This window comes from Streptomyces sp. NPDC037410 (assembly GCF_055602235.1).
In genome coordinates this window covers 117,296-135,271 of the sequence record NZ_JBVJWR010000013.1, presented here as the reverse complement: position 1 = coordinate 135,271, position 17,976 = coordinate 117,296, and the positions used below count along the sequence as shown (strand labels likewise).

The window sequence follows — 17,976 nt, the reverse complement described above, 5'->3', positions numbered from 1 at the left end:
CCTCCTCCTGCTCCCCTACTCTCCCGCCGAGCCCTCCGAGATCGCGGCCTCCACCTCCGCGACCCGCTCGGCCTCCTCCGTGGCGAACCGTTCGCGGTCCAGCGCCTCCGCGATCTCCTCGTCCTGGCTCATCAGCAGGTCCAGGTTGGAGTCGCCGAGGTCGAAGACGCCCATGTCCAGGTAGGCCTTCTGGAGGCGTTCGCCCCAGAGGCCGATGTCCTTGACGCAGGGGACGATCCGGCTGAAGAGGAGCTTGCGGAAGAGGTGCAGGAACTCGCTCTGCTCGCTGAGTTCCTCCGCCTCCTTCTTCGGGATGCCGAAGTTCTCCAGGACCTCGACCCCGCGCAGCCGGTCGCGCATCAGGTAGCAGCCCTCGATGACGAACTCCTCGCGCTCCTTCAGCTCGGCGTCGCCGAGCTGCCGGTAGTAGTCGCGCAGGGCCATCCGGCCGAAGGCGACGTGCCGGGCCTCGTCCTGCATCACGTACGCGAGGATCTGCTTCGGCAGCGGCTTGTCCGTGGTGTCGCGGATCATGCCGAACGCGGCGAGGGCGAGGCCCTCGATGAGGACCTGCATGCCGAGGTACGGCATGTCCCAGCGGGAGTCGCGCAGGGTGTCGTCGAGGAGGCCCTGGAGGTTGTCGTTGATCGGGTACAGCATCCCGATCTTCTCGTGGAGGAAGCGGCCGTAGATCTCGGCGTGCCGGGCCTCGTCCATGGTCTGGGTGGCCGAGTAGAACTTGGCGTCCAGGTCGGGGACGGACTCGACGATCCGCGCGGCGCAGACCATGGCGCCCTGCTCGCCGTGGAGGAACTGGCTGAACTGCCAGGAGGCGTAGTGCCGGCGCAGGTCGCCCTTGTCCTTCTCGCTCATCTTCGCCCAGTGGCGGGTGCCGTGGAGGGTCAGGACCTCGTCGGGGGTGCCGAGCGGGTCGTACGGGTCGACCTCGATGCCCCAGTCGATCCGGGTGGCGCCGTCCCACTGCTTGTCCTTGCCCTTCTGGTAGAGGGCGAGGAGGCGCTCGCGGCCGTCGTCGTAGTCCCAGGAGAAGCGGGCGGACCCGGCGGCGGGTACCTCCCAGACGGGTCCGGCCGGGGCGTTCACGTAGAGGTCGTGCGTCGACACTGACGACTCCTTCCGTCTTTTTCCAGCAGGCTCACACGGTGGTAGACGGATCGTCAACAAGTCGCGCACAAGGCGTTGTCGACCCGGCGCCCGGGCGGCCCGCTCCGCGGATACGCTGCGGTGCATGACGAGCGCCGCCACCCCCGCGTACCGCAGGCTCAGCGTCGAGGAGCGGCGCGGGCAGCTCCTCGACACCGCCCAGGAGCTCTTCGCCCACCGGGCACCCGAGGACGTCTCGCTCGACGACGTCGCCGAGGCGGCCGGGGTCTCGCGTCCCCTCGTCTACCGCTACTTCCCCGGAGGCAAGCAGCAGCTGTACGAGGCGGCCCTGCGCTCCTCCGCCGACGCCCTGAACCGCTGCTTCACCGAACCGCCGGAGGGGCCGCCGACCGAGCGGCTCGGCCGGGTGCTCGACCGCTACCTGGCCTTCGTCGACGAGCACGACACCGGGTTCAGCGCCCTGCTGCGCGGCGGCAGCGTCGCCGAGACCTCCCGGACCTCCGCGATCGTGGACGAGGTGCGGCGGGCCGCCGCCGGGCAGATCCTCGTCCACCTCGGGGCGGAGCGGCCGGGCCGCCGGCTCGGCATGCTCGTCCGGACGTGGATCGCCGCCGTCGAGGCGGCCTCGCTCATCTGGCTCGACGAGGACAAGCGGCCGCCGGCCCGGGAGCTGCGGGAGTGGCTCGTCGACCATCTCGTCGCCCTGCTCGCGGCGACCGCGGCGAGCGACCAGGAGACGGCGGAGGCCGTGAAGCGGCTCCTCGCCCAGGAGACCCCCGAGGGGCCGGTGGCTTCGCTCGCCCGCCGGGTGATCCCCGTGGCGGGCGGGGCGGCCCACCTGCTGTGAGGCCCCGAGCCGGGAGAGACTGTGGGGGTGAAGAGCGAGAACACCTCCTTCCGCGGCGGCCCCCTCGACGGCCGGGTCCTGCCGATCCTGCTCGGCCCCACCGGCCACCCGCCGAAGTGGTACGAGGTCCCGGTCCCGGCGCACGACGGGCGCCCGCCGACCCTGTACACCTACCGGCGCGAGCCCTCGGGGTACACGAAGCGGCTCGGGCTCCAGCGCGGCTGGGTCTACCAGTACGCCCCCGAGGGGCGGGAGCGGCGCGAGCTGAAGTGGCCGTGGTCGAAGCCGGCGCGGAAACCTTCACCGGGGCCGAACGAGTGACGCGAGAGGGCACGCCCCGATTCGTACGGTAATCGCATGAAGTGACCCGTCATCATCCCCGTGGAGGTGGTGACGTGTCGCGAAGGCTGCTGCGTACGGTCTGCACGGGGGCGCTCGCCGCGGCGACGGCCCTCACGGGAGTCCTCCCGGCGGCGGGCGCCGCCCCGGACCCCCCGCCCGCGGACCCCCCGGCGGAAGCCCCGATCGCCTGGGCGGATCCGGCGGCGGAACCGGTGGGGCCGGTGGACGCGGGCACAGCGGGCACGGCGGGCGCGGATCCCGTCACCTCTGCGGGTACGAGTACGGCTCCGGGCGCGGATCCCGGCACGCCGTCGGGTACGAGTACGGCTCCGGGCGCGGATCCCGGCACGCCTGCGGGTACGAGCACGGCCCCCGGCGCGGATCCCGTCCCCCCGGCCGTCGCCCCTCCCTCCGCCACCGCCGCTCCCCCCACGAACGGCACCGCCGAGGACGACGACGCCGCCGCCCTCCCGCCTCCCGGCGGGGACTCCGTCAGCGGGCTGCTCACCCGGCTTCGGACGCTCTACCAGCAGGCCGAGGCGGCGACCGAGAAGTACAACGCCGCCGAGGAGGCCCTCAAGCGCCAGGCCGCCGACACCAGGAAGGTCGGCGCCCGGCTCACCGCCGCCCGGACCGCGCTCGCGCAGGGCCGTGCGGCGGCCGGCCGGATCGCCCGGGACCAGTACCAGGGCAGGTCCGCGTTCTCCTCGTTCCCCGCGTACCTGGGGCTGCTCTTCGCCGCGGACCCCCAGTCGGCCCTGGACGAGGGGCATCTGATGGCCCGCGCGGCCCGCGACCGGGCCGGTGCCATCTCCCGGCTCACCCGCGCAGAGCGGCAGGCCGGCAGCCTCGCGAGCGCCTCCCGCAAGGCCCTGGACCGGCAGCAGGGGCTCGCCGCCGCGCAGCGCACCCGGCGCGACGAGGTGCGGGCCAAGCTCCAGGAGGTCGAGAAGCTGCTCGCCGCCCTGTCACCGGACCAGCTGTCGAGGCTCACCGCGCTCGAACGCGTCCAGACCGCCGGCGCGCAGCGCGAGCTGCTCGACTCCGGGGTCCTGGACGGCGTCCGCACCCCGTCCCGGGCGGGGGCGGAGGCCCTGCGCTTCGCCATGAAACAGATCGGCAAGCCGTACGAGTGGGGGGCGGAGGGCCCGGAGGCGTACGACTGCTCGGGGCTGACGCAGCAGGCCTGGGCGGCGGCGGGCCAGGAGCTGCCGAGGACCAGCCAGGAGCAGTGGGCGACCCTGCCCCGGGTGCCGCTGGCCGAGCTGCGCCCCGGGGACCTGGTGGTCTACTTCCCGGGCGCGACCCATGTGGCGCTCTACCTGGGCGGGGGCCTGGTGGTGCAGGCCCCCCGCCCCGGCGGCAAGGTGAAGGTCTCGCCACTCGCGGCGAACCCGGTGCTCGGGGCCGTACGTCCCGATCCGGGAGGAAAGGCGCTGGAGGCGTACACCCCGCCCCCGCTCCCGGCGGGCGCGAGGGACGGCACGGACGAGGGTCATGACGGGGTCTCTCCCTGACCGCCCCGGAAGGGCCGCCAGTCGGTGAAGAGGGAGATGACGCCGAGCACCCAGACGGATCCGAAGGCGATCGTCCCGGCCAGGCAGCCGGCGCCCGCGGCGACGCCGCCCACCGTCCACCCGTCGGCGTCCGGAGGGTGCTCCTGGTCCGCGTCCTCGTCGTAGGAGGAGGGGTCGTCCCCGTCGACCGGCCGGCCCAGCTCCCCGGCGCGGGCCGTCCGCACCGCCGCCAGCTGCCGTTCGGCGAACGCGGTGGCGGCCGGCGCCTCGGGGCCGCGCCACGCGAGGGCCTTCATGCGCCACGCGGGAGACCCGTACCGCTCCTCGAAGGCGGCCGTCTCGTCCGGGCGCCGGTCCTCTTCGAGGTACATCCAGCGCCCGGCCGGCGGCCAGGTCCGCTTCCACGCGGGCGAGGGTCTGTGACGGGGGCATGCCCCATGATCGAACACGGGTACGCGCCGGATCGACCGGATTTCGACGGCCGGCGCCCGGGCGCCGGCCGTCGGGCCGCCAGGGCCTGTCCGGCCCTGATCCGCCGGACAGGCCCTAGCCGGCGGAGACCTCGGCCAGGTACGCGGACGTCTTCTCCGGGTCGAAGAAGAAGTTCTCGAAGTCCGCCGGGTCGTTGAAGCCGTTGGCGAAGCGGTCGGCGACGGGCTGGAGCCGGCCGGCCGCGCCGAGCAGGTTCAGGACGTGCTCCGGCGGGGGAGACAGCATCGCGTTCGTCCACTTGGTGACGTGCTGGGCCGTCTTCCAGTAGCGGTCGAAGGCGCCCTGCATCCACTCCTCGTCGAAGGGCTTGTCGCCCTGCTCGACGATGGCGGCGAGGTACGCGGCGGCGCACTTGGACGCCGAGTTGGAGCCCTGGCCGGTGATCGGGTCGTTCGCCACCACGACGTCGGCGACGCCGAGGACCAGGCCGCCGCCGGGGAGCCGGCCGATGGGGTTGCGGACGGTCGGCGCGTACCGGCCGGCGAGGGTGCCGCCCGCGTCGGTCAGCTCGACCTTGGTGGCCCGCGCGTACTCCCAGGGCAGGAACTTCTCCATGAGCTCCAGCGTCAGCGCCAGGTGCTCGGAGGGGTCCTTGACGCCCTGGAAGGCGTCGACGGGGCCGCCGGGGACGCCCTCCCAGAAGAGGATGTCGGCGCGGCCGCCGGTGGTGAGCGTCGGCATGACGAAGAGCTCGCCGACGCCGGGCACGATGTTGCAGCGGACCGCGTCGAACTCGGGGTGCTCGGGGCGCGGGCCGAGGCCGTGGACGTACGCGACGGCCAGCGCGCGCTGCGGCTCGCCGTACGGCGAACGGGCGGCGTCCCGGCCGAACATGGAGACCAGCTCGCCCTTGCCGGCCGCGACGAGCACCAGGTCGTAGCTGCGGGAGAAGTAGTCCAGGTCGCCGACGGCCGCGCCGTGTATCACCAGCTGGCCGCCGCGCTGGGCGAAGGTGTCCATCCAGCCGGCCATCTTCACGCGCTGGTCCACGGACTGGGCGTATCCGCCGAGCCGGCCGACCCAGTCGATGACGCGGGCGGACTCGGGTCCCGCGACGGAGACGCCGAGGCCCTCGATCCGCGGGGCCTGGGACTCCCAGAAGTTCAGCCCGAGGTCCCGCTCGTGCTGGAGGGCGGTGTCGAACATGCACTGGGTGGACATGACCCGGCCGGTTCGGATCTCGTCCGCCGTCCGGTTCGACATGAGGGTGACCTCGTACCCCTGCGACTGGAGTCCGAGGGCGAGCTGCAGGCCGGACTGGCCTGCGCCGACTATGAGTATCTTCCGCATGGGCGGGGCTCCTGGCGTGACGGGTCGAACTGTTCGGGGGGCGGGGCTATTCGGGCGTGGCTTCGAGGGCGTGCGCGACCATCGCGAGCAGGGTCTCGACGACGCTGTACCGCTTGCGCGCGTCCATGATCACCACGGGCACGTGCGCGGGCACGGTCAGAGCCTCCCGAACGTCGTCCGCCTCGAACAGCTCCGTGCCCTCGAAGTGGTTGACGGCCACGATGTACGGCAGCCCGCAGCTCTCGAAGTAGTCGAGCGCCGGGAAGCAGTCGGTGAGCCGGCGGGTGTCGGCGAGCACGATCGCACCGATCGACCCGCGCACCAGGTCGTCCCACATGAACCAGAAGCGCTGCTGCCCCGGCGTTCCGAAGACGTACAGCACCAGGTCGTTGTCGAGGGTGATGCGGCCGAAGTCCATCGCCACCGTGGTGGTGAGCTTGTCCGGGGTGTCGGTGAGGTCGTCGGTCTCCTCGCTCGCCCGGGTCATCAGCGCCTCGGTCTGGAGCGGGGTGATCTCCGAGACGGCGCGGACGAAGGTGGTCTTGCCGACGCCGAAGCCGCCCGCGACGACGATCTTCGTCGCGATCGGGGCGCGCGAATGGTCGAGCTGCCAGTCCTGGGCGCCCTCTTCGGTGTCCAGGACCGGATCCTCGGGCCCCGGCTGCGCGGGGATGCCGGCGAGCGCCGGGCTTTCGGAGACGGCGGTGGCGTCAGAGACGACGGAGTCCACTCAGCACCCTTTCGAGGAGCGCGCGGTCGGGCTGGCCGGTGCCGTGACCGGTCCCGTACACACGGATCTTTCCCTGGTCGGCCAGGTCGCTGAGCAGCACCCGGACGACCCCCAACGGCATCTTCAGAAGCGCCGAGATCTCCGCGACCGTCCGCATCCGGCGGCAGATCTCGACGATGGCGCGCATCTCCGGCATCAGCCCGCGGGCGGCGGGCCCGCCGTCCGTGAGGACCTTGCGGGCGGCGGGCGCTTCGAGCGCCGCCACGAAGGTCTCGACGAGCAGGATGTGCCCGAAGCGGGTACGGCCGCCGGTCACCGAGTACGGGCGCACGCGCGCGGGGCGGCGGTTCTCCCCTCGTACCGGCAGCCTGAACCCGTGAGCCGAGGACATGGCCGTCACTGGGTGCTCTCCAACGACTTACGCAGCTCACTGCGGACTTCGGGGGTGAGTACGTGACCGGCGCGGCCCACGAAGAGCGCCATGTGGTACGCCACGACGCTCATGTCGCAGTCGGGCGTGGCGTGCACGCCGAGCAGCGAGCCGTCGCTGATCGACATGACGAAGACGCTGCCGTCGTCCATCGCGACCATCGTCTGCTTGACCCCGCCGCCGTCCATCAGCCGGGCCGCCCCGATGGTGAGGCTGCCGATGCCGGAGACGATGGTGGCCAGATCGGCCACGGAGCCGCGCGGCCCGCCGGGACGGCCGGCGCCGTCGGCGGCCGTCGCGGCCTGCTGGGTGGCCGGATCCGACGAGAGCAGCATGAGGCCGTCGGAGGAGACGACGGCCACCGAGCGGACACCCGGGACCTCCTCCACCAGATTCCCCAGCAGCCATTGCAGGTTGCGGGCTTCCGTGCTCAGTCCGAACGTTCCCGTCGCGGTCAACTGCGTGCCTCCTCGACTGTGTCCCCCGTCATCTCCCCTGTACGTGCAGTCTGTGCGGCTTCCGCGCGAGCCGTGTCCAGCTCCGCCTCCACGTCCCGGCGCCCTGCCTTGGCGCCCTGGTGGAAGCCGCCGAGCCGGCGCCGCAGGGCCTCCGCGTCCACGCCGCCCCGGCGGGGCGTGGTGGCGGCGGCCGGCTGACGGACCACCTGCGGAGTGCGCTTGGGCAGGCCCTTGTCGGTGACCCGCTCCCACTGCGCGGGGCGCGGACCGGGCAGGTCGGCGGCGGGCGCGTCGGAGGCGGGCGCGGCGGACTGAGCCGTGGCGGGCGCATCGGCCTGAGCCGTGGCGGGCGCGGCGGACTGAGCCGTGGCGGGCGCATCGGCCTGAGCCGTGGCGGGCGCGGCGGACTGAGCCGTGGCGGGTGCCTCGGGCCGGGCCGTCTCCTCGCCGTCGGCGGCGCGCTCGTGTGTGTCCGGCTCGGGCGGCGGGTCGGGCAGCCGCACCTGGAGCGTGGTCTCGGAGACGGACTCGTACGCGGCCTCGGGCTGGGGGGCGTACGGCGCTTCGGGCTCGGGCGCGTACGCGGCCTCCGGCTCGGGGGCGTACGCCGCCTCCGGCTCGGGGGCGTACGCCGCTTCGGGCTCCGGGGCGTACGGCGTCTCCGGCTCGGGCTCCGGGGCGTACGGCGCCTCGGGCTCCGGGGTGTACGGCGCCTCGGGCTCCGGGGCGTACCCGGCCTCCTGCGCCCGGTCCGTCTCCGCCGCCAGGAACGCGGCCTCCGCCGCCTCCACGAGGGGGTCGCGGTTCCGGGACGGCAGGGTGTTGGAGTTGGCCTCCGCGACCGAGCCGGGCAGCTGGATGACGGGCCCGGTCCCTGATACCCGTACCGGCTCCGACACGGCCGTCGGCGGCGTCGTCGGCAGGAGCGGCAGCGGCAGGACCACGACGGCGGCCGTGCCGCCCTGCTGCTGCTCGCGCAGCTCGACGCGGACGCCGTGGCGGGCGGCGAGCAGGGCGATGACCCGCATGCCGAGCCCCTCGCCCTCGAAGGCGTCCGGATCGGCCTCGGCGAGGCGCGTGTTGAGCTCGGCGGACCGCGAGGCGGTCATGCCGATGCCCGCGTCCTGCACGGAGAGCATCACCTCGCCGCTCTCCAGGAGCCAGCCGGAGAGCTGGACCTCGGCGTCGGGCGGCGAGAAGGAGGTGGCGTTCTCCAGGAGTTCCGCGACCAGGTGGCTCAGGTCGTCCGCGGCGAAGCCGGCGATCTGGGCGTGCGGCGGCAGCGACTGGATGGTGACCCGCTCGTACCGCTCGATCTCGCTGACGGCGGCGCGCAGCACGTCGACGAGCGGGACGGGCCCGGCGTGGCCGTGGACGTGCTCGTGGCCGGCGAGGACGAGGAGGTTCTCGCTGTGGCGGCGCATGACGGTCGCCATGTGGTCGAGCTTGAAGAGGGTCGCGAGGCGGTCCGGGTCCTGCTCGCGCTCCTCCAGCTTCTCGATGACGCCGAGCTGCCGCTCGACGAGCCCGAGGCTGCGCAGCGAGAGGTTGACGAAGGTGTGGTGGACGCTGTTCCTGAGCCGTTCGAGGTCGGCGGTGAGGAGGGCGACCCGGCCCTGGAGGTCGGCGCGCTGGGCGGCGAGTTCGGCGCCGACGGCGTCCTTGGCGGCGGCCAGGTCCTCGCGCTCGTCGGTGAGCCGCTCGGTCTGCGTGGCGAGGCCGGAGAGCTTGCCGTGGAGGGCGTTGAGGGAGCGGACGACCTGGGCGAACTCGTCGTTGCGGCCGGTGAAGCGGACCGCTTCCTCCGTGTGCGGCTCGGGGGCGGCGGCGAGCCGGGCGGCGCCGAGGCGGAGCACGGCGAGCGGCCGGGTGAGGGTGCGGGCGACGTAGGTGGAGATGCCGATCGCGACGAGGAGGCAGCCGCCGAGGTAGGAGAGGCGCAGTTCGAGGGCGGTGACGTCGTCGTCGCGGAGCGCGGAGAGGCGTTCGACCCGCTCGGTGGCGAGGGCGGACTCGACGCCGCGCATCTGCTCGATGCGGGCGGAGAGCGCGGCGTCCAGGGCGACCGGGTCCGTGCCGCGCTCGGCCTCGGTCAGCTTGGGCTGGTCGGTGAGGCTGGCGAGGGCGAGCTCTGCGGTCTTGACGTCGGGGCCGGTGACGGTGGCGGCGAGGGAGTCGCGGGCGGTGGCCCCGGCGGCCTGGTCGAAGTCGCCGAGGGCGGCGAGTTCGCGGACGCGGGCCTGCTGGGCGGCCGCGGTGAGGCCGTCGCGGGCCCGGGCGGCCTCGGCTGCGCCCTCGGGCTCGTCGGCGACGTAGGTGCCGGTCTGGGCGTCGTAGTGGACGCCGCCCGTGGGCTCGGGCTGCGGCACGGAGAGAGCGCCGAGGAGCAGGCCGCGGGTGGCGGAGGCCTGTTCGACGGCGCGGCCGAGGGCGGCGGGGGCGCGGGTGGCCCCGGTCAGCGCGGCGTCGGAGGCGCGGGCCGGGGTCTTGTCGGCGAGTTCGTCGGCGAGGGCCTGGAGCTTGGCGATGACGTCCGAGTACGCCTTGTGGGCCTCCAGGGCCGTGCCCTCGCCGGTGAGGGCGGTGCGGCGGACGGAGGGGACGCCGGCGAGTTCGCGGCGGAGTTCGGCGGGGGCGGCGGGCCGGATCTCGTCGATCTGACGGTCGACGCGGGTGGAGCGCGCGTCGGTGATCTGCCGCTTGTGCTTGGCGTCGCCGCTCTGCTTCTCGCGTCCGGCGGCGATGTACGCGACGACCTCGTCGCGCTCGTCGGCGAGGGAGTGCGCGAGGGTGACGGCCTGCCGGTCGAGTTCGGCGAGGGTGACCAGGCGCTGGGACTCGGTGAGTTCGGTGGAGGCGGCGAGGATCGCGGGGGCTCCGGCGGCGAGGACGGTGACGCTCACGAGGGCGACGCCGGCGACCAGCCGGTTGCGGACGCGCTTGGGCCGGCCGGCGGGGGCCTGCGGCTCACCGGGGGTCTGGCTCTGCGTGCCGTTGTTGCTCCGAGGCCGCTTCTTCTGCACCGGTGCTCGCATTCTTGATTCGTCCGCCGATGAAGCAGAGGTGACGACCGGTCACTAGGGAGCGCCCCCACCCCTGGTACGGCTTCCGACCATTCCAGCGCTTCCGGCAAGGGGACGGGCATCGGCCGCTCCGCCACCCGAACGAGTGAACAACACTCCGTAGTTGGCGGACAACTCCCGGAGGAGGGTTCCGGGGGCCCGTACGGGGCGCCGGTTGGATCTTCCGGGCGGGCTTTGACAGGATGCGCGCCCGCAGTTTCCCGGAGGTAACCCTTCCGCCTCTCGCACCGCTTCTGCGGGCTTGGTACAGGCCTTTTCCGGCCATTTGCAGGTCCGGTGAAGGAGTTCAGGGGGGAATGCGCGGGGGCGGGCCACACTGGAAGGCATGCGCAGCGAAGTCGCCTCTCTTCCCGGCAGCCCCGAACGCCCCAACGAGGACTGGGTGGCCGCTGTTCTGCCCGCCGCGGGCCGCGGGGGGACCCTCGTCCTGCTCGACGGCGTCACGCCTCCCGCCGGCGATGACGGTTGTGTGCACACGGTCCCCTGGTTCACCGCGCGACTGGGCGGGGCTTTGACCGAACTGTCCGGTTCCCACCGGGACATGCCCCTGTCCGAGATCCTGTCGCTGGCAATCCGGCGCACCGCGGACGCCCATCGCGACACCTGTGACCTTTCTCACGTGCGAACGCCTCAGGCGACCGTGGTCCTCGCCCGCTGGGACGAGACCTCGGTCGAGCATCTCGTCCTCTCCGACTCCGTACTGCTCCTCGAAGCCCCGGACGGAACGGTGCGGGCCGCGCTCGACGACCGGCTCGACCGGGTGCCGGCCGAGGTGCTGCGCTCCCTGGAGGCGACGGACCGGCTGCGGAACCGTGAGGGCGGTTTCTTCACCGCGGCGGCAGACCCGGCGGTGGCCGCGCGGGCGGTGACCGGGACGACGCCCCGCGCGGAGGTACGGGCCCTGGCGGCGCTCACCGACGGGGCGAGCCGCTGGGTGGAGCTGTTCGGCGAGGGCGACTGGGCGGACTGCTTCGGCGTCCTGCGGAAGGAGGGTCCGGCCGGTCTGCTCCGCCGGGTGCGGGCCCTGGAGGCGGCGGACGCGACGGCCGGCGGCGTGCGGCGCTGGAAGCTGCACGACGACGCGACGGCGGCGTACGCGGAGCTCTGATCCGGAGCCGTCAGCCTTCCGAGCGGAGGTTGAAGTGGTTCAGGAGGCGAGCGAGTTCGGCGACCTCGGCGCGGTCCCAGTCGGCGAGTTTGCGGACGTAGCGTTCGCGCCGGGCGTCGCGGACGCTGCGGAAGCGGCTGCGGCCCTCCTCGGTGAGGCGGACGAGCGAGGCGCGGCCGTCGGCGGGGTCGGGGTCGCGGGCGACGAGCCCGAGGTCCTCCAGGGCGCGGAGCTGGCGGCTCATGGTGGCCTTGCCGACGCCGAAGTACCCGGCGAGTTCGGTGGCCCGCTGGGGTCCGGCGTCGTCGAGGCGTACGAAGAGGCCGTAGGCCGCGGGTTCCAGTTCGGGGTGGACCTCGCGGGCCATCTCGCCGGACTGGGCGCGGGCGCGGCGCAGAAAGACCGCCAGCTCCCGTTCGAGGGCCAGGAATTCCTGGTCCACACCACTTCCTTCGCCGGCCCGGCCTTCACTTCCCGTACCGCTTCCGTGCACGTCAGCACCTCCCGCGCGCTTTCCGGACCCTGAAAGTTTCTTGCGGCGGCGTCCATCGCCGCAGCTCCCTCAGTATTTCGCAGGCGTAGACCAACGGCGGCAACCAGGCCCCCTTCCGCAGGGTGGGTCTACGTGCGTAGCGTCTTCCCCGGCTGGGCGTATGACATGTCCATTCCAGAGTTTTGTCATGCGGTCCGCCGCCACCGCTCCCCCACCGAGCCTTTCGGAGGCACGCAATGCGTGTGCACAGATCCGGAACGACCCTCGCCGGCGCCGCCCTCGCGGCCCTGGCCCTCCTCCTCCCCCTCGGCCTCTCCGGCACCGCCACCGCCGCCCAGGACCCGGGCGCCCGGAAGGCGACCCCCGCGCGCGGCTCCGCCTACATGGGCATGGGCGTGATCGCGCACGACGGGCAGGCCGTGAAGCCGGGCGGCGGCGCCTCGCTCCTCGCCACCCAGACGGAAGGCGTGGACGTCTCCAGCCACAACGGCAACGTGGCCTGGTCCACGCTGTGGAACAGCGGGGTCAAGTGGGCCTACGTCAAGGCGACGGAGGGCACGTACTACAAGAACACCTCCTTCACCCAGCAGTACAACGGCTCCTACAACGTCGGCATGATCCGCGGCACATACCACTTCGCCACCCCGGACACGACGACCGGAGCCGCCCAGGCCGACTACTTCGTCAACAACGGCGGCGGCTGGTCGGCGGACGGCAGGACCCTGCCGGGCGTCCTCGACATCGAGTGGAACCCGTACGGCGCGACCTGCTACGGCAAGACGGCGTCCGGGATGGTCGCCTGGATCCAGGACTTCGTGAACCGCTACCGGTACCGGACGGGCCGCGACCCGGTGATCTACACGGCCACCAGCTGGTGGAAGCAGTGCACCGGCAACTCCGCGGCCTTCTCCTCCACCAACCCGCTGTGGGTCGCGCGGTACGCCACCGACGTCGGCGAACTCCCGGGCGGCTGGCCGTACTACACGATCTGGCAGTACACCTCCTCCGGCCCGACGGTCGGCGACCACAACCACTTCAACGGGGACTACTCGCGCGTGCAGGCGCTCGCGAGCGGCTGACCCCCGCTGCCCCGACGGCGGCCCCCCGGTGTGCGGCGGCACCCCGGGGGCCGCCTTTTTCCGTCCACCCCCTTGCCCATTGGTATGGACCAATGCGACGCTTCCCCCGCCGGTCGCCCGGATCAACTTCCGTGCGCCCGGCGCGCGTTGCTCGCCCCGTACTCCCCCACGCACGAGAGAGAGCCCCCGCATGCCGTCCTCCCGCCGCACCGCCACCGGCGTCGCAGTCCTGTCCGCCGCCGCTGCCCTGGTCAGCCTCACCCCCGCCACCGCGAGCGCCCACGGAGCCGTCTTCAACCCCGTGAGCCGGGTCGCGGCCTGCTACGCCGAGGGCCCCGAGACGCCCAAGTCGCAGGTCTGCAAGGACCTCGTCGCCGACTCCGGCACCCAGCCGCTCTACGACTGGAACGAGGTCAACATCGCCAACGCCGCCGGGCAGCACCAGGCGCTCATCCCGGACGGCAAGCTCTGCTCGGCCAACCGCGAGAAGTACCGGGCCCTGGACTGGGCGCGCACCGACTGGCCGGCGACGGCCGTCGCCGCCGGCTCCTTCGACTTCAGGTTCCGCGTGACGGCGCCGCACTCGGGCACGATGACCGTCTACATCACCAAGGCGGGCTTCGACCCGACCCATCCCCTGAAGTGGTCGGACCTGGACCCGGCGCCCGTCGCCGTCTACGACACGGCCCGCACCGCGACCGACGGCTACTACGACTTCAAGGGCACCTTCCCGGCGCGCACCGGCCGCCACATCGTCTACAAGATCTGGCAGCGCAACGACAGCCCCGAGGCCTTCTACAGCTGCTCGGACGTCACCTTCGGCGGTACGGCGACGACGGCCGCGACGACGGCCGCGACGACGGCCAAGGCCCAGGCCCCGACCGAGGCGAAGATCGCGGCGGGCGCCGAGCTGTCCACCGTGAGCCACGCGGGCCACGGCGGCGACGAGCAGCCCCCGGCCCTCTCCGCCGAGACCACCGAGGCCCCCTCCTCGCCGCTGCCGCTGGCCCTCACGGGGGCGGGCGCCCTCGCGGTCTTCGCGGCCGGCACCCTGCTCCTGGGCCGCCGCCGCGACACGTCGGCTTCCTGACCGCTCAGGGACCCGGGCCCCTGAGGCCCCGGACGCCTCAGCCTCCGGGTCCCTGAGCTCAGGCCCGAGACCCAGCGGGCCCCCGTACCCCTCCGGTTCCTAGGAGCCGGAGGTGGCGGGCGGGAAGAGGGCGGTGAGCCGGGGTATCGCCAACCCCTCCGGCCGAGGTCCCCGGGGCGACTCGTCCTCTTCCCACTCCCCCGCCGCCTCCGCGGCGTCCTCCGCTTCCTCCACCGCGTCGAGGAACTCCTCGCCGTGGTCGTCCTCCTGGCCCGTCAGCTCGTCCCAGGCGTCCTGGGCGACGTAGTCGAGCTCCTCCCACTCGGGCCACTCGTCGTCGTGCCACTCGTCGTGGTGCCGGCCCACGAGCGCGCGGACCCCGGGCAGGTCCGCCAGCGCGTCCGGGTCGGCGACGACCGTCTCGTACACCTTCCGTCCCTGGCCCACCAGCCAGAGGGTGAAGTAGTGGAAGCCGTCGTCCGTGCAGGCGCCGCCCTCGATCCGGTTGGCCGCCTTCCACAGCGCGCGCGTGTCCGCGAGCTCGGTCGCCCGCTCCAGGCGCACCTGGAACGCCACGCTCTCGGCCTCCGGACGCCGTATCAGCTCCGCCCGCAGCCATTCGAGCCGCTCGTCCCGGTCACCCGGCCGGCGGCTCAACTCGTCGATGAGGGCCCAGAAGGCGTCGTCGTTCATGCGTACGAGCATGCCAGCCCCGACTGACATCCGGGTAACGAGATCCGAACGCGCAGGAGCGGGGCGCCGACACGGCACCCCGCTCCGGGCGGTGGGGAGTTACGCCGCCACGTCCACCGGCACGACCGCCGGGGCGAGCGCGATCTCCAGGACCTGGCGGACGTCCGTCACCGGGTGGACCTCCAGCTTCTCCAGGATCTCGGCCGGGACGTCGTCCAGGTCGGCCTCGTTCCGCTTGGGGATCACGACCGTCGTGATGCCCGCCCGGTGCGCGGCGAGCAGCTTCTGCTTCACGCCGCCGATCGGCAGCACCCGGCCGGTGAGGGAGACCTCGCCGGTCATGGCCACGTCCGTACGGACGAGCCGGCCGCTCAGCAGGGAGGCGAGGGCGGTCGTCATGGTGACGCCCGCGCTCGGCCCGTCCTTGGGCACCGCGCCCGCCGGGAAGTGGATGTGCACGCCCCGGTCCTTGAGGCCGGTGACGGGCAGCTCAAGCTCCGCGCCGTGCGAGCGGAGGAAGGAGAGCGCGATCTGCGCCGACTCCTTCATCACGTCGCCCAGCTGACCGGTGAGGGTCAGACCGGCGGCGCCCGTCTCCGGGTCGGCGAGGGACGCCTCCACGAAGAGGACGTCACCGCCCGCGCCGGTCACGGCGAGCCCGGTGGCGACACCCGGCACGGCCGTCCGCCGCTCCGCCGGGTCCTGGGCCGACTCCGGCACGTGGTGCGGCCGGCCGACGAGCTCCCGCAGATCGTCCGCTCCGACCGTGAACGGCAGCTCGCGGTCGCCGAGTTCGTGCTGGGCCGCGACCTTCCGCAGCAGCCGGGCGATCGACCGCTCCAGGGTGCGGACGCCGGCCTCGCGGGTGTACTCCCCGGCCAGCTTCCGCAGCGCGGACTCCTCCAGGACGACCTCGCCCGGCTCCAGACCGGCCCGCTCCAGCTGGCGCGGGAGCAGGTGGTCACGGGCGATGACGACCTTCTCGTCCTCCGTGTAGCCGTCGAGGCGCACCAGCTCCATGCGGTCGAGGAGCGCCTCGGGGATGGCTTCGAGGACGTTGGCCGTGGCCAGGAAGACGACGTCGGAGAGGTCGAGCTCGACCTCCAGGTAGTGGTCGCGGAAGGTGTGGTTCTGCGCGGGGTCGAGGACTTCGAGGAGGGCCGCCGCGGGGTCGCCGCGGTAGTCGGAGCCGACCTTGTCGATCTCGTCGAGCAGGACCACCGGGTTCATCGACCCGGCCTCCTTGACGGCGCGGACGATCCGGCCGGGCAGGGCGCCGACGTACGTCCGCCGGTGACCGCGGATCTCCGCCTCGTCCCGTACGCCGCCGAGGGCGACCCGGACGAACCGGCGGCCCATGGCGTGGGCGACGCTCTCGCCCAGGCTGGTCTTTCCGACGCCGGGAGGACCGACGAGGGCGAGCACGGCGCCGCCGCGACGGCCGCCGACCACGCCGAGACCGCGGTCGGAGCGCCGCTTGCGCACCGCGAGGTACTCGGTGATCCGTTCCTTCACGTCGTCGAGTCCGGCGTGCTCGGCGTCCAGGACCGTGCGGGCGCCCCGGATGTCGTACCGGTCCTCGGTCCGCTCGTTCCACGGCAGTTCGAGGACGGTGTCCAGCCAGGTGCGGATCCAGGAGCCCTCGGGGGACTGGTCGCTGGACCGCTCCAGCTTCTCGACCTCCTTGAGGGCGGCCTCCCGCACCTTCTCGGGCAGGTCGGCGGCCTCCACGCGGGCGCGGTAGTCGTCGGACTCGTCGCCCTCGGCCTCGCCGTTGAGGTCGCGGAGCTCCTTGCGGACGGCTTCGAGCTGGCGGCGGAGCAGGAACTCGCGCTGCTGCTTGTCGACGCCCTCCTGGACGTCCTTGGCGATGGTCTCGGCGACGTCCTGCTCGGCGAGGTGCTCGCGGAGCTGGGCGGTGGCGAGCCTGAGACGGGTGACCGGGTCGGCGGTCTCCAGGAGTTCGACCTTCTGCTCGACGCTGAGGAAGGGCGAGTAGCCGGAGTTGTCGGCGAGGGCGCCTACGCCGTCGATCTGCTGGACGCGGTCGACGACCTGCCAGGCGCCGCGCTTCTTGAGCCAGCTGGTGGCCAGCGCCTTGTACTCCTTGACCAGTTCGGTCACGTGGCCGGGCAGCGGGTCGGGCAGGGTCTCCTCGACCGTGGCGCCCTCGACCCACAGGGCTGCGCCGGGGCCGGTCGTGCCGGCGCCGATGCGGACGCGGCCGAGGCCGCGGATCAGCGCGCCGGGGTCGCCGTCGGACAGGCGCCCGACCTGCTCGACGATGCCCAGGACGCCGGTGCCGGCGTAGGTCCCGTCGACCCGCGGCACCAGGAGGACGCGGGGCTTGCCCGCTCCGGTGCGGGCGGCGGCCTGGGCGGCCTCGACGGCGGCCCGTACGTCGTTGTCGGACAGGTCCAGCGGCACGACCATTCCGGGCAGCACGACCTCGTCGTCGAGCGGCAGCACAGGCAGAGTGAGCGGCACGGACGCCATGGACTCAGAAGCCATGATCTCCCCTTCGGCAGTCAAGTTGAGCTATGTGCACTCAATGCTTGTGAGCCCGGAGATGTTCCCGGGCATACGTTCGCTCTGAGCGATCACGGCCGTCCGGCTGCGCGCGGGGCCCCGGAGCGGGCATGCTCGTTCCATGGTGCGAGGCGTACGGGGTACGGGGACGTGGTGCGGGGCCCTGCTGCTGGCGGGAGCCCTGGCCGGCGGCCTGAGCGGCTGCGGCCCCGGGGTGCCGCCCACGCCCGGCGGAGCGCCGTCGAGCGCGAGCGCGCCGGCCGTGCCGAGCCCCACCACGGACCCCGGCACGCCCACCGCGGAACCCCAGCCGGGCGAGGTCCTCGTCGAGGTGGCCGTCAACGGCGGCCTCGCCGGCGTCCGCAACCAGCTCGTCGTCCACTACGACGGCAGCTGGACCAGCCGCTCCGGCACCAAGCCGCCCCGGACGGGCCGCCAGACCCCCGCCGAGGCCGCCGAACTGCGGGCGGCCCTGGAGGACCCCGCGTTCGCCCTCGTCCCGGACCGCCCGACGGGCAAGCCGATCCCGGACGGCTTCCAGTACTACGTGACGTACCGCCACCGCCTGGTCGTCGCGGACGACCACACCCGCCCACCGGCCCTCGATCGCGTCTTCACCGCACTCCCGGAGGGCGGCCCGCCGACGAGCCGGTAGGCACGTGCACGGAAG

17 protein-coding genes are annotated in these 17,976 nt (G+C 73.3%); 7 read left to right on the top strand and 10 right to left on the bottom strand.

Annotated elements, in window-relative coordinates:
- Window positions 1-15: 15 nt before the first annotated feature.
- Window positions 16-1,125 (bottom strand): ferritin-like domain-containing protein, encoded by a 1,110-nt coding sequence (locus tag ACZ7HT_RS22585; RefSeq protein WP_471168609.1) that lies wholly within the window; start codon window positions 1,123-1,125, stop codon window positions 16-18.
- A 124-nt stretch (window positions 1,126-1,249) separates the two neighbouring features.
- On the opposite strand from ACZ7HT_RS22585, the gene ACZ7HT_RS22580 reads away from it, so the two are divergent.
- The 3 genes from ACZ7HT_RS22580 to ACZ7HT_RS22570 all read left to right on the top strand — a co-directional run bounded on the left by ACZ7HT_RS22580 (window position 1,250) and on the right by ACZ7HT_RS22570 (window position 3,831).
- Complete coding sequence (locus ACZ7HT_RS22580) at window positions 1,250-1,972, top strand: TetR/AcrR family transcriptional regulator (protein WP_471168606.1); 723 nt, start codon at window positions 1,250-1,252, stop codon at window positions 1,970-1,972.
- Window positions 1,973-1,999: 27 nt separating this feature from the next.
- Window positions 2,000-2,293 (top strand): hypothetical protein, encoded by a 294-nt coding sequence (locus ACZ7HT_RS22575; RefSeq protein ID WP_471168603.1) that lies wholly within the window; start codon window positions 2,000-2,002, stop codon window positions 2,291-2,293.
- Between the two features lie 74 nt (window positions 2,294-2,367).
- Window positions 2,368-3,831 (top strand): C40 family peptidase, encoded by a 1,464-nt coding sequence (locus tag ACZ7HT_RS22570; protein WP_471168600.1) that lies wholly within the window; start codon window positions 2,368-2,370, stop codon window positions 3,829-3,831.
- On the opposite strand, the gene ACZ7HT_RS22565 is transcribed toward ACZ7HT_RS22570, so the two are convergent.
- From ACZ7HT_RS22565 to ACZ7HT_RS22540, 6 genes are all read right to left on the bottom strand, one after another.
- The gene (locus tag ACZ7HT_RS22565) at window positions 3,810-4,202 is read right to left on the bottom strand and encodes a DUF6584 family protein (RefSeq protein WP_471168597.1); all 393 of its coding nucleotides are present in this window, start codon (window positions 4,200-4,202) and stop codon (window positions 3,810-3,812) included. The two genes, ACZ7HT_RS22570 and ACZ7HT_RS22565, sit on opposite strands and share 22 nt — an antisense overlap.
- Before the next feature lie 175 nt (window positions 4,203-4,377).
- Window positions 4,378-5,613 carry a styrene monooxygenase/indole monooxygenase family protein gene (locus tag ACZ7HT_RS22560; RefSeq protein WP_471168594.1) on the bottom strand — a complete coding sequence of 412 codons (1,236 nt, stop codon included), beginning with the start codon at window positions 5,611-5,613 and terminating at the stop codon, window positions 4,378-4,380.
- 46 nt (window positions 5,614-5,659) lie between these two features.
- Window positions 5,660-6,343, bottom strand: a complete 684-nt coding sequence (locus tag ACZ7HT_RS22555) for a GTP-binding protein (protein ID WP_471168591.1) — start codon at window positions 6,341-6,343, stop codon at window positions 5,660-5,662.
- Entirely contained in the window at window positions 6,324-6,734 is a 411-nt protein-coding gene (locus ACZ7HT_RS22550; RefSeq protein ID WP_471168588.1) for a DUF742 domain-containing protein, read from the bottom strand. Before ACZ7HT_RS22550 ends, ACZ7HT_RS22555 begins: the two co-directional genes overlap by 20 nt.
- Before the next feature lie 5 nt (window positions 6,735-6,739).
- On the bottom strand, window positions 6,740-7,231 hold the full coding sequence (locus ACZ7HT_RS22545; protein WP_471168585.1) for a roadblock/LC7 domain-containing protein: 492 nt from the start codon (window positions 7,229-7,231) through the stop codon (window positions 6,740-6,742).
- Window positions 7,228-10,266 carry a sensor histidine kinase gene (locus tag ACZ7HT_RS22540; protein ID WP_471168583.1) on the bottom strand — a complete coding sequence of 1,013 codons (3,039 nt, stop codon included), beginning with the start codon at window positions 10,264-10,266 and terminating at the stop codon, window positions 7,228-7,230. The genes ACZ7HT_RS22545 and ACZ7HT_RS22540 overlap by 4 nt, the downstream gene beginning before the upstream one ends.
- 373 nt (window positions 10,267-10,639) lie before the next feature.
- Between ACZ7HT_RS22540 and ACZ7HT_RS22535 the strand changes: the two genes are divergently transcribed.
- A complete protein-coding gene (locus tag ACZ7HT_RS22535) occupies window positions 10,640-11,422 on the top strand; it encodes a hypothetical protein (RefSeq protein ID WP_471168581.1) in 783 nt (260 codons plus the stop codon).
- Window positions 11,423-11,432: 10 nt separating this feature from the next.
- Here the strand turns inward: ACZ7HT_RS22535 and ACZ7HT_RS22530 are convergent, their stop codons facing one another.
- Window positions 11,433-11,915, bottom strand: a complete 483-nt coding sequence (locus ACZ7HT_RS22530; RefSeq protein WP_471168579.1) for a MarR family winged helix-turn-helix transcriptional regulator — start codon at window positions 11,913-11,915, stop codon at window positions 11,433-11,435.
- Between the two features lie 236 nt (window positions 11,916-12,151).
- Here ACZ7HT_RS22530 and ACZ7HT_RS22525 point away from each other — a divergent pair, with 236 nt between their 5' ends.
- Both ACZ7HT_RS22525 and ACZ7HT_RS22520 read left to right on the top strand, forming a co-directional pair.
- A complete protein-coding gene (locus ACZ7HT_RS22525; RefSeq protein WP_471168576.1) occupies window positions 12,152-12,994 on the top strand; it encodes a lysozyme in 843 nt (280 codons plus the stop codon).
- A 190-nt stretch (window positions 12,995-13,184) separates the two neighbouring features.
- Window positions 13,185-14,084, top strand: a complete 900-nt coding sequence (locus ACZ7HT_RS22520) for a lytic polysaccharide monooxygenase auxiliary activity family 9 protein (protein ID WP_471168573.1) — start codon at window positions 13,185-13,187, stop codon at window positions 14,082-14,084.
- Window positions 14,085-14,183: 99 nt separating this feature from the next.
- Here the strand turns inward: ACZ7HT_RS22520 and ACZ7HT_RS22515 are convergent, their stop codons facing one another.
- Both ACZ7HT_RS22515 and lon read right to left on the bottom strand, forming a co-directional pair.
- Window positions 14,184-14,777: a DUF4240 domain-containing protein gene (locus tag ACZ7HT_RS22515; protein ID WP_471168571.1), complete on the bottom strand. Its 594-nt coding sequence runs from the start codon at window positions 14,775-14,777 to the stop codon at window positions 14,184-14,186.
- A 99-nt stretch (window positions 14,778-14,876) separates the two neighbouring features.
- The gene (lon, locus tag ACZ7HT_RS22510) at window positions 14,877-17,288 is read right to left on the bottom strand and encodes an endopeptidase La (RefSeq protein WP_471168570.1); all 2,412 of its coding nucleotides are present in this window, start codon (window positions 17,286-17,288) and stop codon (window positions 14,877-14,879) included.
- 139 nt (window positions 17,289-17,427) lie between these two features.
- Between lon and ACZ7HT_RS22505 the strand changes: the two genes are divergently transcribed.
- Entirely contained in the window at window positions 17,428-17,961 is a 534-nt protein-coding gene (locus ACZ7HT_RS22505) for a hypothetical protein (protein WP_471168568.1), read from the top strand.
- The last annotated feature ends 15 nt before the right edge of the window (window positions 17,962-17,976 follow it).

Excerpts from the sequence above, each read along its gene's own strand:
- ACZ7HT_RS22580 (WP_471168606.1), top strand. The coding sequence starts at position 1,250 with ATGACGAGCGCCGCCACCCCCGCGTACCGCAGGCTCAGCGTCGAGGAG.
- ACZ7HT_RS22565 (WP_471168597.1), bottom strand. The coding sequence starts at position 4,202 with ATGTACCTCGAAGAGGACCGGCGCCCGGACGAGACGGCCGCCTTCGAG.
- ACZ7HT_RS22560 (WP_471168594.1), bottom strand. The coding sequence starts at position 5,613 with ATGCGGAAGATACTCATAGTCGGCGCAGGCCAGTCCGGCCTGCAGCTC.
- ACZ7HT_RS22550 (WP_471168588.1), bottom strand. The coding sequence starts at position 6,734 with ATGTCCTCGGCTCACGGGTTCAGGCTGCCGGTACGAGGGGAGAACCGC.
- ACZ7HT_RS22540 (WP_471168583.1), bottom strand. The coding sequence starts at position 10,266 with ATGCGAGCACCGGTGCAGAAGAAGCGGCCTCGGAGCAACAACGGCACG.
- ACZ7HT_RS22535 (WP_471168581.1), top strand. The coding sequence starts at position 10,640 with ATGCGCAGCGAAGTCGCCTCTCTTCCCGGCAGCCCCGAACGCCCCAAC.
- ACZ7HT_RS22525 (WP_471168576.1), top strand. The coding sequence starts at position 12,152 with ATGCGTGTGCACAGATCCGGAACGACCCTCGCCGGCGCCGCCCTCGCG.
- ACZ7HT_RS22520 (WP_471168573.1), top strand. The coding sequence starts at position 13,185 with ATGCCGTCCTCCCGCCGCACCGCCACCGGCGTCGCAGTCCTGTCCGCC.
- ACZ7HT_RS22515 (WP_471168571.1), bottom strand. The coding sequence starts at position 14,777 with ATGAACGACGACGCCTTCTGGGCCCTCATCGACGAGTTGAGCCGCCGG.
- lon (WP_471168570.1), bottom strand. The coding sequence starts at position 17,288 with ATGGCTTCTGAGTCCATGGCGTCCGTGCCGCTCACTCTGCCTGTGCTG.
- ACZ7HT_RS22505 (WP_471168568.1), top strand. The coding sequence starts at position 17,428 with ATGGTGCGAGGCGTACGGGGTACGGGGACGTGGTGCGGGGCCCTGCTG.